General features: G+C 70.3%; 15 protein-coding genes and 1 pseudogene. 9 read left to right on the top strand and 7 right to left on the bottom strand.

The genetic code is table 11. The annotated features are described in order from the left end of the window. Positions 1-234: 234 nt before the first annotated feature. Together LZ198_RS03490 and LZ198_RS03485 are read left to right on the top strand one after the other, a co-directional pair. Complete coding sequence (locus LZ198_RS03490) at positions 235-1,866, top strand: Na+/H+ antiporter (protein ID WP_253970423.1); 1,632 nt, start codon at positions 235-237, stop codon at positions 1,864-1,866. Positions 1,867-1,921: 55 nt separating this feature from the next. Further along, entirely contained in the window at positions 1,922-2,614 is a 693-nt protein-coding gene (locus LZ198_RS03485; RefSeq protein WP_253970422.1) for a RibD family protein, read from the top strand. Between the two features lie 16 nt (positions 2,615-2,630). On the opposite strand, the gene LZ198_RS03480 is transcribed toward LZ198_RS03485, so the two are convergent. Both LZ198_RS03480 and LZ198_RS03475 read right to left on the bottom strand, forming a co-directional pair. Further along, positions 2,631-3,722, bottom strand: coding sequence for a glycosyltransferase family 4 protein (locus LZ198_RS03480; protein WP_253970421.1), 1,092 nt, complete (start codon positions 3,720-3,722; stop codon positions 2,631-2,633). Between the two features lie 279 nt (positions 3,723-4,001). Next, complete coding sequence (locus LZ198_RS03475; protein ID WP_253970420.1) at positions 4,002-4,652, bottom strand: TetR/AcrR family transcriptional regulator C-terminal domain-containing protein; 651 nt, start codon at positions 4,650-4,652, stop codon at positions 4,002-4,004. Between the two features lie 151 nt (positions 4,653-4,803). Between LZ198_RS03475 and LZ198_RS03470 the strand changes: the two genes are divergently transcribed. The 3 genes from LZ198_RS03470 (at position 4,804) to LZ198_RS03460 (ending at position 8,222) form a co-directional block, all read left to right on the top strand. Continuing rightward, a complete protein-coding gene (locus tag LZ198_RS03470; RefSeq protein WP_253970419.1) occupies positions 4,804-5,595 on the top strand; it encodes a M20/M25/M40 family metallo-hydrolase in 792 nt (263 codons plus the stop codon). A gap of 106 nt (positions 5,596-5,701) precedes the next feature. Continuing rightward, positions 5,702-7,342, top strand: a complete 1,641-nt coding sequence (locus tag LZ198_RS03465; protein WP_253970418.1) for a cell division protein FtsK — start codon at positions 5,702-5,704, stop codon at positions 7,340-7,342. 91 nt (positions 7,343-7,433) lie between these two features. Further along, positions 7,434-8,222 carry a DUF4336 domain-containing protein gene (locus LZ198_RS03460; RefSeq protein ID WP_253970417.1) on the top strand — a complete coding sequence of 263 codons (789 nt, stop codon included), beginning with the start codon at positions 7,434-7,436 and terminating at the stop codon, positions 8,220-8,222. A 13-nt stretch (positions 8,223-8,235) separates the two neighbouring features. Here LZ198_RS03460 and LZ198_RS03455 read toward each other — a convergent pair whose 3' ends face one another. Both LZ198_RS03455 and LZ198_RS03450 read right to left on the bottom strand, forming a co-directional pair. Continuing rightward, complete coding sequence (locus tag LZ198_RS03455; RefSeq protein ID WP_253970416.1) at positions 8,236-9,069, bottom strand: NAD(P)H-dependent oxidoreductase; 834 nt, start codon at positions 9,067-9,069, stop codon at positions 8,236-8,238. A 32-nt stretch (positions 9,070-9,101) separates the two neighbouring features. Continuing rightward, positions 9,102-10,121, bottom strand: a complete 1,020-nt coding sequence (locus tag LZ198_RS03450; RefSeq protein WP_253970415.1) for a zinc-dependent alcohol dehydrogenase family protein — start codon at positions 10,119-10,121, stop codon at positions 9,102-9,104. 74 nt (positions 10,122-10,195) lie between these two features. Here LZ198_RS03450 and LZ198_RS03445 point away from each other — a divergent pair, with 74 nt between their 5' ends. Continuing rightward, positions 10,196-10,540, top strand: coding sequence for a winged helix-turn-helix transcriptional regulator (locus LZ198_RS03445; RefSeq protein WP_253970414.1), 345 nt, complete (start codon positions 10,196-10,198; stop codon positions 10,538-10,540). 37 nt (positions 10,541-10,577) lie between these two features. Here LZ198_RS03445 and LZ198_RS03440 read toward each other — a convergent pair whose 3' ends face one another. Next, positions 10,578-11,018 carry a winged helix-turn-helix transcriptional regulator gene (locus LZ198_RS03440; RefSeq protein WP_253970413.1) on the bottom strand — a complete coding sequence of 147 codons (441 nt, stop codon included), beginning with the start codon at positions 11,016-11,018 and terminating at the stop codon, positions 10,578-10,580. A gap of 109 nt (positions 11,019-11,127) precedes the next feature. On the opposite strand from LZ198_RS03440, the gene LZ198_RS03435 reads away from it, so the two are divergent. Continuing rightward, on the top strand, positions 11,128-11,967 hold the full coding sequence (locus LZ198_RS03435) for an SDR family oxidoreductase (protein WP_253970412.1): 840 nt from the start codon (positions 11,128-11,130) through the stop codon (positions 11,965-11,967). Positions 11,968-12,123: 156 nt separating this feature from the next. Further along, positions 12,124-12,432 (top strand): hypothetical protein, encoded by a 309-nt coding sequence (locus tag LZ198_RS03430; protein ID WP_253970411.1) that lies wholly within the window; start codon positions 12,124-12,126, stop codon positions 12,430-12,432. Positions 12,433-12,489: 57 nt separating this feature from the next. Here LZ198_RS03430 and LZ198_RS03425 read toward each other — a convergent pair whose 3' ends face one another. Next, positions 12,490-13,227, bottom strand: coding sequence for a class I SAM-dependent methyltransferase (locus tag LZ198_RS03425; RefSeq protein WP_253970410.1), 738 nt, complete (start codon positions 13,225-13,227; stop codon positions 12,490-12,492). Positions 13,228-13,526: 299 nt separating this feature from the next. Here LZ198_RS03425 and LZ198_RS03420 point away from each other — a divergent pair, with 299 nt between their 5' ends. Then, positions 13,527-14,570, top strand: a complete 1,044-nt coding sequence (locus LZ198_RS03420; protein ID WP_253970409.1) for a hypothetical protein — start codon at positions 13,527-13,529, stop codon at positions 14,568-14,570. Between the two features lie 21 nt (positions 14,571-14,591). Here the strand turns inward: LZ198_RS03420 and LZ198_RS03415 are convergent. Further along, positions 14,592-14,810: pseudogene (locus LZ198_RS03415) on the bottom strand (LVIVD repeat-containing protein); the annotation flags it as partial. Between the last annotated feature and the right edge of the window lie 30 nt (positions 14,811-14,840).

The raw sequence follows: 14,840 nt of genomic DNA, 5'->3' as shown, positions 1-14,840 counted from the left end.
GGGGGGACGTCCACCTCCTGCTGCCTGGCCTCCCAGGGTGTCCGGGTGCTCGCTCGCGCACGGTGTCCGCGCCGCCTCGCGTCTGGGGGGGGCGACAGCCTGTGGGCGGGAAGGCGGGCGGGCGCCCGGGAGGTGGGCGCCACGCCGCGTCACCGGAGCCGTGCGTCCAGCCGGAGCGCGCGTCACGAGGGGGCCGACGGAGGCCGGTGGCCGGCGAGGCGGGTGTCCTGAGACATGCTGGTCTTCGAAATCACCATCGCCCTGCTGCTCGCCGGCGCGGGGCTCGCCGCGCTGTCCCGGCGCATCAAGACGCCCTACCCGGCGCTGGTGGCGCTGGCGGGCGCGGGCCTGGCCCTCATCCCCCGCGCGCCGACGCTCGTGTTGGACCCGGAGCTCGCGCTCACCCTCTTCGTCGCCCCCGTGCTCCTGGACGCCGCGTTCGACGCGTCCCCTCGCGACCTGCGCGCGAACTGGCGCTCCGTCGTGGGGCTCGCCATCGGCGCCGTGGTCGCCACCATCGCCGCGGTCGCGGTCGTGCTCCGTCTGCTCGTACCGGACATGTCGTGGGCCGCCGCCATCGCGCTCGGTGCCATCGTCGCTCCGCCGGATGCGGCGGCGGCGACGGCGGTGCTCTCGCAGTTGAGGCCGCCCTACCGGCTGCTGGTCATCCTCCAGGGGGAGAGCCTCTTCAACGACGCGAGCGCGCTGCTGGTCTACCGCCTCGCCGCCGCGGCGGCGGTCGCGGGGACGCTGTCGCCCGGGCGCGCCATCCCCGTGTTGTTCGTCGTCACGGTGGGCAGCGTGGTGCTGGGGCTGGTGCTGTCCCGGGTGGTCATCCGGATGAACGCGCGCATCCAGGACGTCGCCACCGCCGTCGTCGTCCAGTTCGGCGGGACGTTCGCCGTCTGGATGCTGGCGGAGCGGCTCCACCTCTCCGGCATCCTGACCGTCGTCGTCTTCGCCATGGCGACGGCGCGGCGGGCCGGAGGCCTCATCTCCGCGCGGGTGCGCCTCCCTTCCTACGCGGTGTGGGATTTCGCCGTGTTCACGCTCAACGTGCTGGCCTTCATCCTGGTGGGCTTCCAGCTCAAGGGCATCCTCGGCCGCATCGACTCCCGCACGCTGCTCGATTTCATCCGCATCGCGGCGTGGGTCTGCCTGACCACGATGGTCGTGCGCATGCTCTATGTGACGGGGACCGCGGCGCTCCGTCGCTGGGGCCGCCGCGTCAGGTCGCGGGGCGCGGCTCGGGATGGCGACACCGTGGGGGTGTCGAAGCGCTCGTCGATCATCGTCGGGTGGTGCGGCATGCGGGGCATCGTGACGCTCGCCGCGGCGCTCGCGCTGCCGACCGCGGGGCCGGACGGCCCGGGCTTCCCCCACCGCGACCTGGCCCTGTTCACCGCGTTCGCCGTCGTGCTCGGCACGCTCGTGGTGCAGGGGGTGACCCTGCGGCCCCTCCTGGCGTTGCTCCGGCTCGAGGACGATGGCTCCGTGGAGCGGGAGGTGCGGCTCGCCCGCGTGGAGACGCTGCGCGCGTCGCTGGAGGCGACGTCCGGGCAACCCGCCGAGGAGATGACGTGGCTCCTGCGGCGTCGCTACGAGGTGATGCTCCTGCGCGCGGAGGAGGAGGAGGTCAGCGGGGGCCAGGTGCCGAAGGCGGACACGTCAGGTGCGCGTCACGCGAGCGAGGTCGATGGCGCCATCGTCCGGACCGTCACCTCCGCCGGGCGCAAGCGCCTGCTCGCGCTGAGGTCCAGCGGCACCATCGGCGATGCCGCCTTCCAGCGCATCGAACAGGAGCTCGACGTGGAGGAGCTGGAGCTGCAACACCTCGTCCCCGACTCCACCGCAGGGACTTCGTGACCTTTGCGCGGGGGCCCGGTATGGCGGGACTCCGTCCTGATGGGAGGAATGGGAGATGAAGCGAACGAAGCGGCCCTACGTCGTCTGCCACATGGTCCCGTCCATCGACGGGCGCATCGTCACCCGGCACTGGAAGCTGCCTCCCAAGGTCCTGGGCGAGTACGAGCGCACGGCCCGGACGTACGACGCGGACGCGTGGATGATTGGCCGCGTCTCGATGGAGCCCTACGCCGGCAAGGCGCGGGTTCCGAAGCGCAAGACGGCGCGGCCGATTCCGCGCGAGGACTTCATCGCCCCGCACGACGCGGACTCCTACGCCATCGCGCTCGACCCCTCGGGCAAGCTCACCTGGAAGGCGAGCGACATCGACGGGGAGCACGTCATCACGGTCCTCACCGAGCAGGTCTCCGACGACTACCTGGCCTTCCTCCAGGCGAAGGGCATCTCCTACGTGTTCGGTGGCAAGGCGGAGGTGGACCTGGAGAAGGTGCTCCGCAAGCTGCGCGAGTCGTTCGGCATCCGGAAGCTCCTGCTGGAAGGAGGCGGAGGCATCAACGGCTCCTTCCTGGCCGCCGACCTCATCGACGAGCTGAGCCTGCTGCTGGCGCCCATCGCGGACGGCTCCACGGGAACGCCGTCGCTGTTCGATGCGAAGCCGGGCAAGGGCCCCACCCGGCACCTCAAGCTGGTCTCCTTCGAGAAGCGCGCGGGAGACCTGCTCTGGCTTCGCTACCAGCGCAGGCGTTGAGCGCCGGAGCCGGGCGTCAGCAGCCCGTCACGGAGCGGATGAAGGTGAGCATCCGGTCGCACGTCGTGCGCAGGTCCATCTTCTCCTCGGCCATGCGCCGGGACTCGCGCCCCATGGCGTGGAGGGTGTCCCGGTTCGAGACCAGGGCGTCGAGCGCGCTGGAGAGCGCCGCGTAGTCCCCCACCGGGACGAGCCGCCCGTCCACGCCGTCCCGGACCAGCTCCCCCACGCCTCCGGTGGGCGTCGTCACCACGGCCAGCCCCGCGGCCTTGGCCTCCGCGATGGCCCAGGACGACATGTCCGCCATGGTCGGGAGCACGAACAGGTCCGCCGCCTGGGCGAGGTCGATGAGCTCCGGGGAGTTGGGCTTCACCCCGACGTGGATGTGAACGCCGGGCGGCGCCTCGAAGGCCGAGGACGTCACCATGTCCAATCGCCAGCCACGCACCCGCGTCTCGCGGGCCCAGCGCAGCAGGAGCCGGCCGCCCTTCCTCCCCAGGTCGCCGCCGACGAAGAGCAGCCGCACCTGGCCGTCGCCGGGTTTGCGCTCCGGCTTCGGATGCCACAACTCGGTGTCGACGCTGGGCCAGACGACATGGACCCGCGTGTCGGGGACGCCGTATTCACTCACCAGGGAGCGCTTGGTGAACTCCGAAAAGGACAACATCCCGCGCGCCACGGAGTAGGTGCGGCGGTGCAACGCGTTCTTCGCCCGCCCCATCCAACCTGCGTGCTGCGAGGGCAGCCCGTAGTACCGGAGGTAGTCCTCCAGGCCGCTGGGCGTCGCGTCCGTCGAAATCACGCTCGGCACCCGGCTCATGAAGTCATGCGCCAGGTGCGCCATCCGCTGGGTATGGACCACGGCCGCCCGGAGCGGCTCCGTGGCGATGGCCTGCTGCAACGCCGAACGCGCCCGCAGTCCTCCCCGGATGGACAGCCGCGAGCGGACCAGGGGGAGGTGCTCCCACATGTCGTCCGCGTGCTCGTCGATGGGCAACCACACCGGCGTGACGTCGGTGCGGCGAGCCATCGCGCGCTTGAGATTCTGGAGGAAGACGGCGTTGCCGAGTGTCGTCTCGATGGCGAACGCGATGCGAGGGGGTGACATCGACATCTCTTTCGAGCCCACTCCGACGGCGCGTCCCGCGGTGACATGCCGCGCACGCGGCCTAACCTATAGCGACTCGTCGCGCTGAGTGAAACCCCTCATGTACCGCGCAGGTCATCGCGTGCGGTGATGTGCCGCGCATCGACCATTGCCTCGCACCCATGGCCTGCCCAGGCCTGTCCATCCGGGTGCATGTTCTTGGAAAACGATTGGGCCGTGGTCCGCCCATGTCTGGCGTTGTGGCATTCCGGACGGCGCTTCCGGACCCGGGATGCGGGCCTACCTTCGCGCCGGCGGGCGCCGCTTCCGGTGGGCCTCGAGTCCGGACACCATGGCCTCCAGACCGAACTCGAACTCCGCCTCGACGTCGTGGCGCTCCAGCACGCGCGCGAGCTCGCGCACGCGCGGGAAGGCCTCCTCGCTGAGCTGGAGGTAGGCTGGATGGGACTCCTCGTCGGGTCGTGTCGGAGCGTGGGTGGCGACCGTGTGACCGACGACGAAGGCCATCATCACCTGCAGGGCGCTGAGCGCCTCGTCGACCTCGAACCCGGCGCCGCGCAGGGCCTCGAGCACGGTCTCGACGTGGTGGATGGACGCGGGGGTGACCGCGGGGCGTGTCGCGAACAGCGGCAGCGTGTCCGGGTGCGCGCGCAGCACGCTCCTCAAGGCCCGCGAGCGGGCGCGCACGAACGCCTGCCATGACGCCTCCGGCTTCGCGGCAGGCAGCTCCGCGAGCACGGCCTCGAAGACCCCGTCGAGGATCGCCGCCTTGTTGGGGACGTGGTTGTAGAGCGACATCGCCTCCACGCCCAGCGCCTGCCCCAGCCGGCGCATGGAGATGGCCTCGAGCCCCTCCTCGTCGACGATGTCGAGCGCGGCGCGGAGGATGCGTTCCCTCGAGAGAGGCGGGCGTCGGGTCGTCGATTTCATGGGGGCGGCTTGACGGACTTACGCCATAAGCTTACGGTGTAAGTCAATCATGTGGATACGAGAGCGAGTGGCAGCGGTGGGCGCCCAGGATTCCTGGGGAGGCGCAGCGCCGTGCGAGGCGCGTCTGCGCGCGTGGGTGGAGCATCTCGCGGTGCCTCGGCACTTCGTCGCGAACGCCCGGGGCAATGCGTGGGTGCGAGAGGCGTTGCGCGCCGAGTTCGCGGGTCTGGGCCTGTCCGTGCGGTTGCAGGGGCCCTACCAGAACGTCGTGGCGCTCCCGCGGAGCCTGGATGCGCGGACGCCCGTGACGTTCGTGGCGGCTCACTACGACAGCGTGCCGGACTGCCCGGGGGCGGACGACAACGCGAGCGGGGTGGCGGTGATGCTCGAGTGCGCGCGGGTGCTCGCGAGGTCCTCGGTCGCGCCGCCCATTGGCTTCATCGCGTTCAACGCGGAGGAGGACGGCCTGCTGGGCAGTCGTGACTTCGTCACCCGGGGGCTCTCCGGGTTGCCCTGTCAGGTGGGGGTGACGCACGTGCTCGAGATGGTGGGGTTCCGCGCTGGCGCGGGCGCGCGGCAATCCGTGCCCTTGCCGTGGGTGCCGGAAGGGCTGACGGTCCCCGACTACATCGGGGTCATCGCCAAGGGGTGCTCCAACCATGTCGTCGACCGGGTCATCCGGACGCAGGCCTCTCCGGAGCTCCGGGTGATGACCCTGAAGACCTGGGGCCCCCTCTATCGTGTCCTCCCCGACCTGGCGCGCAGCGACCATTCCCCGTACTGGGACGCGGGGCGGCCGGCGGTGATGTGGACCGACACCGCGAACTTCCGCAACCCGCACTACCACCGGTCGAGCGACACGCCGGACACGCTGGACTACGCCTTCATGAAGGACGTCGCGGGGCTGTTGTGTGCCCTCCTCGCCCGGGAGGTCGTTCGCTGAGGGGGCAGGCAGGGCCGCGGCGGCGCCGGAGGTCGCACGTCCTGGAGGTGCGTGTCCCCTGGCGATATCCTGACGGGCGCCGCATGCGTCATCGCCAGGAGGCGCCATGCATCGTTCGTCATTCGCCGCGCGGTCGTGTCCCGTCACCCGGAAGCACGCCGGGCTGATGGCGTTCTGGGTGTTCGTCGTCGGCGTCGGCTGCGCCGCCATTCCAGCCTTCGAGCCGGAAGAGGACGGCGAGGGGGCGGAGGGCGCCTCCGTGGCGGTGACGGGCGGGAGCATCCTCTTCGTGGGCAACAGCTTCACCCACGGCAACGAGGAGCCGGCGTATTCCTACAACAAGGCCGCGGTGACCGACACGAACGGCACGGGCATGGGGGGAATCCCTGGCATCTTCAAGAAGCTGACCGTGCAGGCAGGGTTGTCGTTCGACGTCAGCGTCGAGGCCGCCAGTGGACAGAGCCTGGCATGGCACGCCGCCAACCGTGCGGCCATCATCGGGCAGGCGAAGTGGAACACGGTGGTGTTCCAGGAGCAGAGCCTGATGCCGCTGCCCGTCGCGCGTGGAGGCTCGCCCACGGGGTTCATGGATGCGGCGCGGAGCCTGCGCGCGCTGGTGCTCGCCAAGAACCCCGCCGCGAACCTGTTCCTGTACGAGACCTGGGCCTCGCCGGCCTCCGTGGGGACTCAGGGCTATCCCAGCGGCGTCGCGGGCCTCCAGGCCATGCAGGTCGACCTCCGCGATGCCTACTTCAAGGCGTCCCGGGAGCTGGGCTTCGCAGGCGTCGCCCGCGTGGGAGAGGGGTTCCTGCGCGCGGTCGACCAGGGGCTGGCGGACCCGAACCCCGCGGATGGCATCACCCCGGGCATGTTCGACCTGTGGAGCGCGCAGGACAGCCGCCACTCGAGCCGGTATGGGAGCTACCTTTCCGCGACGGTGCTCTTTGCCCGGCTGACGCAGGTCGACCCCAGGACCCTGGCGACGGGGGCGGGGAGCGCGGCGGCGGAGCTGGGCATCAGCGCGACGGATGCGGTGAACCTCCACCGCATCGCCTTCGAGGTCACCGCGCTCGCGGAGCCCCCGGCCGCGGTTCCCACGCGCCAGCCCGTCACGGGCGCGACGTTCACCGGGGCGGTGACGGCGGGGACTCCAGTCCGCCTCACGGGGCTGGCATCCCTGGCGTCGCTCACCACGGCGGAAGGCACCTTCACCCAGTTGGTGGGCGCGACGGCCAGCGGCATCACCGGCACCAACCTTCCCAGCTCGGTGGGGACGGTGCCCGCGCACGCCAATGGCGCCGCCACGGGCCTGGGGGCCCACGATGGCGCGAACAACATGGGGACGGGCACCTTCCAGTTCGGCACGAGCTTCAGCGCGAAGACGCGCTTCTTCATCGTCGACAGCACGACGACCGCCACGACGACGGGCGACGACGTCACCGTCACGCTGGTCGACGCCGCGAATCAGCCGGTGGGGACGTATTCGCTGTCCCTGCTCGCGAGCGACTTCACGCCCTCCGCCGCGGGGAGCGCCTCCACGGCCCTGGCGACGCTCTCGTATACGAGCGGCGTGGCGAGCCTCACGGGCAACCCTCCGGGCACGGTGCCATCGAAGCTGGCCGCCGTGTCGTTCTCCCTCGCGGACCTGGGCGTGAGTGACGCCGCCAGCGTCAGTGGCGCCAGGGGGCTGCGGCTGTCCAGCGCCACCCTGGACCCGAACGTCGTGGGGCTCTACGTCGTCCCGTGACGGGGCCCCGGCCATTCTTCAATCACTGGGGCGTCGCGGAGGTGGGGCGCGTTCCCCATGGCGGGGCGGGCGCGGTTGGGATGGCGGGTGGATGACCGCGGGAACCGACCAGCACCTGCCTGCTTCCGCCGAGTGGTCTGACGGCATCCTGCCCTACGCACCGCTCTCGACGCTCAAGCCCCTCGCCGAAGACATCTGGTGGGTGGACGGGCCTGTCGCGAAGATGCGCTTCGGGCCGGTCACCCTGCCATTTCCCACGCGCATGGTCGTCGTCCGGTTGCGCTCGGGTGGGTTGTGGCTCTGGTCTCCGACGGCGCCCACTCCCGAGCTGTTCTCCCAGCTCGACGCGCTCGGACCTGTCGAGCACCTCGTCTCACCCAACCGGTTCCATTACGCGTCCATCCCCGCCTGGAAGGCCCGCTACCCGCGGGCCACCGCCTGGGCCTCGCCCGGGGTGAGGGAGCGGGCGCGCTCGCAGGAGCTCGACGTCCCGTTCGACGAGGACCTCGGCGAGGAGTCGCCCACGGTCTGGCGTCAGGAGCTGGGGCAGCTCATCTTCCGGGGGAGCCGCTACGTGGAGGAGGTCGTGTTCTTCCACCAGGCCTCGGCGACGTTGATCGTGGCGGACCTGGTGATGACGCTCGAGCGCGAGCGGGTCCACCCGCGCTTCCGGTGGATGCTGGCGCTCGGGGACACGCTCTGGCCGGGGCAGACCCCGCGCGAGGTTCGGCTCACCACCTGGGGGCGGACCGCCCTGGCGCGTGAGTGCTGCCAGCGGTTGCTCGGGTGGCGCCCGCGGCGGGTGCTCGTCGCGCACGGGCGCTGCTATCTTGAGGATGCGGTGGCCCGGCTCGAACAGGCCTTCGCGTGGCTGCGCTGACCCGCTCCGGCCTTCAGCGCGACGCCGTCATGGGCGCCACGTCCGGGAGGGGGTGTTGCTCCGGCTCACCGGGCTGCAGGAGGTGGAGCCGAGTGCCCGCCGCCCCTTGGCCGAGCCCGGCCTTGAGCATCTGCTGGCCGTCGTAGTGCCCGCCGTTCTGCCTGCGGAACGGGATGGGGGCGTCGGTGAACAATCCATCGAGTCGGGCGGTGAAGGCCGCCGCGATGGCGGGCCATTGCTCGGCGTCGAGCCGGTCCGAATGGAAGACGGCGAAGGGCGGGAGCACCTCCATCCCAGGATAGAAGAGCACCCCATGGTGGATGGGGAACAGGAGGTCGTCGAGCGCGCCGTTGACGCCGCGCTCGGAGTAGTGCGGCGCCCGCCCGCCCATGGTGACGGACAGCATGGCGCGGCGGCCCGTCAGCGTGCCTTCTCCATAGCGGTCCCCCCAGCGCTCTCCCTCGTGCACGCCCACGCCATAGGCGAAGCCGTAGGCGAAGACGCGCTCGACCCAGCCCTTGAGGATGGCGGGCATGGAGAACCACCACAGGGGGAATTGGAAGACGAGGGCCTGGGCCCAGCGCAGCTTCTCCTGTTCGACGGCGATGTCGGCGCGCTGGGTGTCGGAGGAGAAGGCGGTCTTCGAGGCCCGGGCGTAGAACAGCCGCTCCCGGGAGTCGTGGCCTTGGAAGTCGTCACCGTCTGCCACGGCCTTCCAGTCCATGGCGTACAGGTCCGACACCTGGACTCGATGCCCTTGGGCGGTCAGGTGTCGCACCGCCAGGTCCTTCAGTGAGCCGTTGAGAGAGCGAGGCTCGGGGTGGGCGTAGACGATCAGGATGTTCATGATGGAGTCCCTTCGGGCCGTGACAGGTCGACCTACGGCGTCGGGAGCTTCACGACGACCTTGCCCAGGTGTTGCGCGCTCTCGAGGTGCGCATAGGCGGCGCGGGCGTCCTCGAAGTCGAACACTCGGTCGATGACGGGACGGATGCCGGTGGCTTCGATCGCGCGGACGAAGCGCTCGAACATCGAGACCGAGCCCACGTAGACGCCATGCACGGTTTGCCGGCGGTGGAGGACCGTGCTCAAGCTCACCTCGCCGCGTCCGCCGGTGAGCACGCCGAGGAGGCTCATCGCGCCGCCGAAGCGCAGCGCCGTGGAGGACTGGTCGAAGGTGGCCTGCCCCCCGACCTCCACCACGAGGTCCACGCCGCGACCTCCGGTGAGTTCCTTGGCGCGCTTCCCCCACGCCGGCTCCGCGCGGTAGTCGATGACCTCCTGCGCACCCATCTCCCGCAGCCGCTTCGCCTTCTCCGCGCTGCTCGACGTCATCAACACCCGCGCGTTGATCGCCTTCGCGAGCTGGAGCGCGAAGACCGAGACGCCGCCCGAGCCCTGCAGGAGCACCGTCTCTCCCGGCCTGAGGGAGGTGACCTCGAACAGCGCCTGCCAGGCCGTGAGCCCGGCGCAAGGGAGCGTGGCCGCCTCCTCGAACGAGTACCCGGCGGGAATCCGGACCCAGCTATGCTCCGGCAGCACGACCTCCTCGCGCAGCATGCCATCGGCCCCGAAGCTGCCCAGCACACTGGCCTGGTGCGAGTCACTCAGCTCCCCATCGACCCAGTGCGGGAGGAAGTTGGCCATCACCCGGTCGCCCACCTTCCAGCGGGTGACGCCCGGCCCCACCTCGATGACCTCTCCCGCGCCGTCCGAGGTGGGCACGCGCGGCGCTCCGCCGCTCTTCTCCGCGCCCTTCGCGACGAGGAGGTCGCGGTAGTTCAACGACACCGCGCGCACCCGCACCTTCACGTCACCCGCGCCCACGACGGGCGAGGGACGCTCGGCCCGCGTGAGGGAATCCAACCCCGGCTTCGCCTGCAGTTCCCATGTCTTCATGGCGCAGACGTACGTTTCTGGGTATTTCTCCGCAAGTACGCACAAGTTTGGCCAGTACGCACAAAAAGGGAACCATGACCCGAAAGCGCGACGACGATTCGAAGTCCAACTGCGCCGTGGAGGCGTCCCTCGGAGTCATCGGCGGGCGCTGGAAGGGCGTGGTGCTGTACTGGTTGCTCAAGGGCACGCACCGCTTCGGAGAGCTGCGCAAGCGCCTGCCCAACTGCAGCCAGCGCATGCTCACGTTGCAACTGCGCGAGCTGGAGGAGGACGGGCTGGTGAAGCGCACCGTCTACCCGGAGGTGCCTCCGCGCGTGGAGTACGAGCTCACCGCCTTCGGCCGCTCACTCGAGCCAGTGCTCCTGGGGCTGCGCGACTGGGGAGAGAAGTACAAGCGGCGGTTGCAGCGCGTGGCGTGAGGTCGGAGGCGTGGGTGGGGCGAGGGCCCGTGAGCCCTCATCCGGCGCGGGTGTTTCCCGTGCGGACGCCGCCGCGCCCTCTTCGTTGCGCGACCGGGCGGCTGTCGAGTCGCCGGCCGACCTCCGCGATGGCCTGGACGATGGGAAGCAGCTCTCGGCCGAGGTCGGTGAGGCCGTACTCGACCGAGGGGGGCGCGGTGGACGTGAGGGTGCGGGCGACGACGCCCCGGGCCTCGAGCTCCCTGAGCCGTTGACTGAGCACTCGCGCGGAGACGCTGGGGATGTCGATGCGCAGCTCACCGAAGCGCCGGGTGCGCGCGCTCAGGTAGTAGATGACGTGGGTGGCCCAGGCTCCGCTGAGCAGCGCCATCGAGCGGTTGAGCGGGCACTCCTCCGCCGCCGCCTCGCCCTTGCCGCGTCGCCGTCGGTCGATGTCGACGGGAGGTGTCGCTGGATTCTTCCTGACCTTGAGTGCCATGTCGGTAACCGGAGGGTTACTGGAAAGTCCATCGCCCCTTCGTTGTCCACTGTCTCTTCGTCCTACCGGTCGCTATCGATAGCGCGAACCCTTTCCGAGGAGCGGTCGGATGATCGTGGTGATTGGTGCGACGGGCAACGTGGGACGTGAGCTGGTCCAACTGCTGGCGGAGGCAGGGGAGGAGGTGGTCGCGGTGTCGCGCCATCCGGGGGCGCCGGTGACTTCGTCGAAGGTTCGTCCGGTCCAGGGAGACGTGTCGGCTCCCGAGACGCTCGTGCCGCATCTCCGAGGCGCCGCGGGGGTCTTCCTGCTCGTTCCCGGCGGGGGCATGGGGCTGGACGCACGCGCCCTGCGGACGGTGTTCGAGGCGGCGGGAGTGACGCGGTTGGTGGTGCTGTCGTCCCTGGCCGTCGGCACGCGACCTTCGGCCCCTTCTCACGCGCCTCTTCGCGACCTCGAGGCGGTCTTCAGGGCTTCGTCACTCCGGTGCACGTTCCTGCGACCTGGAGGTTTCGCGTCGAACGCCCTGGCCTGGGTGGGCTCGGTTCGCACCGAGCGCGGTATCGCCGCGCCCTTCGCCGACGTGGCGCTGCCCGTCGTGGACCCGGCGGACATCGCGGCCGTCGCGGCCCGCGTGCTCCTCGAGGAGGGTCACGCCGGCAAGGTGTACGAACTCACCGGCCCGGTGGCCATCTCTCCGCGTCAGCAGGCCGCCGTCATCTCCGAGGCGTTGGGGGCGCCGCTGCGCTTCATGGAGTGGAGCCGTGAGGAGGCGCTCGCCATGATGCGGCGGTTCATGCCCGAGCCGGTCGCCGAGGGAACGCTCGACATCCTGGGAACGCCAACGGACGACGAGCGGCGCATCAGCCCGGACGTGGAGCGGGTCTTGGGACGACCCGCGAACCCGTTCTCCGCGTGGGTCGGTCGCAACGTCGCCGCGTTCCGGTGACCCGAAGAAGCGGGTGATGTCTCACGGTGGCTGTATCGAACCTCCGGGTTTCATGATGAGAGTTGCAATGCGATGGCGATAAGCCTGCGTTTCGTAGAATAGTCGCGCCGGGCATGTTTCCGGCGACTCCTTCGTCGGTCGGCCCTGGAGGCGTTCATGCAACTGGGGAAGGTCGCGCGCGGTCTCGTTGTCGTGTTGCTGTCGTTGGTGGGGTGTGGCGGGCCGCCGCAGGACACCGGCTCCGAGAGTGCCGGGGAGGTTCATCAGTCCTCCTGCGTGAGCGCCTGGTTCGAGTGTGGCGTGGGCGGAGCCCGCTACGCATACACCTGGCCGGACTCGTGCGCGGCCGGCGGGTACACCCACTCGACGGCGTTCCAGGCCTGTGAGGCGAGCTGCCGCCAGCAGTGTATCGACACGGGCGACCTGGGGTCCGAGCTGTCCGTGTCGACCGGAACCGCCCGCTGACGAAGGGCACCTCGCCCGCGTCGTCTCATGCCGGAGCGTGAGGCGACGTGGGTGGACTCACCGCTCACAGCGCAGCGCGACCGCGTGGGGGTTGTCCAGGTAGTCCTGCCAGAAGGCCTGCCCCCGAGCGAGCAGGCCCTCGGGCGAGGCTTCCGGGCGCGACCATGTGAGCGTCTTGAAGCCCGCCTCTCGCAGGGCTTGCTCATAGGTCGCCTGGCTCCAGTGGGAGAAGTGGATGGTGAAGGGACTCTTCGTGTGCAGCACCGCGGAGATGGCCTGTCCCTCACGGGGCGCCGCGGGGTAGTCCAGCATCGTGATGCCGTACTTCGTGCTGTTGGGGCCCTTCGCGCTGAACTCCGGGTTGAAGGCGTAGGTGACGAAGCGCCCCCCGGGCCGCAGGTGGTCGTGGATGTTCCGGCACATGCGCCGCAGGTGCTCGGGGGACTCCGCGTAGTGCAGCAGATAGATGGCCGTCACACAGTCGAAGTCGCCCAGGGGTGCCAGCGCCGCCGCGTCCGACACGTGGTACTCGATGCCCAGCGGATGCTCCGCCTCCTGCCGCCGCGCGCCGCGAATCATCTCCTCCGAGATGTCCACGCCGACCACCCTCCTGGCGCCGCGCAGCTTCAACTGTCGCGTGTAGAGCCCGTCGCCACACGCCACGTCGAGGACGTCCTGCTCCCGTACGGACCCGAGCGCCTTGAAGAAGGTGTGCCCCTCGATGAACTCCGAACGCACCGGCAGCACGTCCCAGTCCGCGACCTTCTCCCCGATGTCGTCGTATTGCGCGCTCATTCCATTTGCCCCCGTTGGCGTCCTGGCGCGCCATCGTGTCACGAATGCGACCGTGAGGCGTGAGCGCGGCGGCGGCCTCCGCCCTGATGACTGGAGACATCAGGGCAGGAGTGCCGTCATCGGGGCTTGGCTCGGAAGGGTGCTCGCCCTTGCTCCAAGTGGCTGATTTCCCGGCGGTGACGCCGCTGCTACCCGCGAGGGCGCGGTGGCACGAGCCCTGCTTTGTGGTGGGGCATGTGGTGCAGCGGGGCCCGGACTTCACGGCGCCTCCGTCCCTCCTCGAACCCTCCGGGTCTGCCATGTCCATCTCCTCCCTCAGCCGCCCGTCCTTCTCCTCGCCGCGTCCGAGCCTCGTGGGCGCCGAGCAGCCCGCCTCGCGTGCGGGGTGCGCGAAGGCCGTCGCGCCACGGAGTCCCGTGAACGACGTGCGCCAGCAGTTGATGACCGACTCCTTCGAGCCGGCCTCGAAGAAACTGGGCACTGGGGCTGGCGGAATCGAGAAGACGCTGGAGCAGATGTCGCAGGTGCTGGGCGAGGTCATGCAGCTCATGCAGTCCCTGGGGATGCAGCCGCAGGGGCTCCTCGGGAACACGGGCGGAACCGAAGCCGCTTCCCCGGCGGCTCCGTCCGGAGTCGCTCGCGCCGCCAACGCTCCCTCCGCCCCGGCCCTCGCCAACGCCCCTTCCGCTCCGAGCCTCGCCAGCGCGTCGAGTGCTCCGGTGTCGTCGAAGTCGTCCAGCGACGCGGGGCCGGGCTTCGGCGCTCACTCCGCGGGCTCCACGGAGAAGGTGGACCCGAGCCAGCCATGGCTCGCCCGCAACAACGTCGGCGCGCCCTACAACAGCAACATGCAGCTCATCGACCCCGGGCAGAAGGGGCAGTTCAAGTTCACGAACACCTTCAAGAACACGACGAACGAGCCGCAGACCATCACGCTCTGGAACAAGACGGGGGAGAACGGGAACCCGAACGACGGGCAGCACTTCGACAAGAGCAAGCCCAAGACGTTCACCCTCCAGCCCGGGCAGTCGCAGATGGTGGCGTTCGACAGCAACACCAGCGTGGCGTGGTGCGTGTCGAAGGATGGCTCGTCGAAGGCCGGCGCGAACTACGGTCAGACCTGGGGCGAGGCGACGTTCGCGAACGGCGCCACGGGCTGGAGCGGCTACGACACCAGCCAGATCAGCCCCGCGGGACACCAGGGCCGCATGTCCATCCGCAACGAGGCCAACGGCCACACCGTGACGGAGGCCAACGCCTGGCAGACGCCGTCGGACGACCCCGCTGGCCGAGACGTCGGTGTCCCCGCCGGCCCGCTGCACCTGTCGACGACCCTCGGCTGAGGGCCGCGCCGGGCCGTCCCGTCACAGCTCGTCGAGGACGAGCAGGCCCCGGGAGGTGTCCACGACGTAGACGTGGCCGTCTCCCGGGACGCGGACGCCGATGGCGCCCTCGAGCAGGTGGGGCGTCCGGCCCGGGTCGGACTCGCGGAAGGTGTTGAAGCAGGCGAGCTCCCGCGGGCGGGGTGGGATGGAGACATCCAGCACCCGCAGCCCCTCCAGGCAGTAGGCGATGTAGCGCCGAGGGAGCGCCCTGGGGGGCACCCGGCGCCG

The sequence above is a fragment of the Myxococcus dinghuensis genome (genome assembly GCF_024198235.1).
In the GTDB taxonomy this organism is placed as follows: Bacteria; Myxococcota; Myxococcia; order Myxococcales; family Myxococcaceae; genus Myxococcus; species Myxococcus dinghuensis.
The sequence above is the reverse complement of the archived record's forward strand: the minus strand, read 5'-3'. Positions and strand labels throughout refer to the sequence as shown.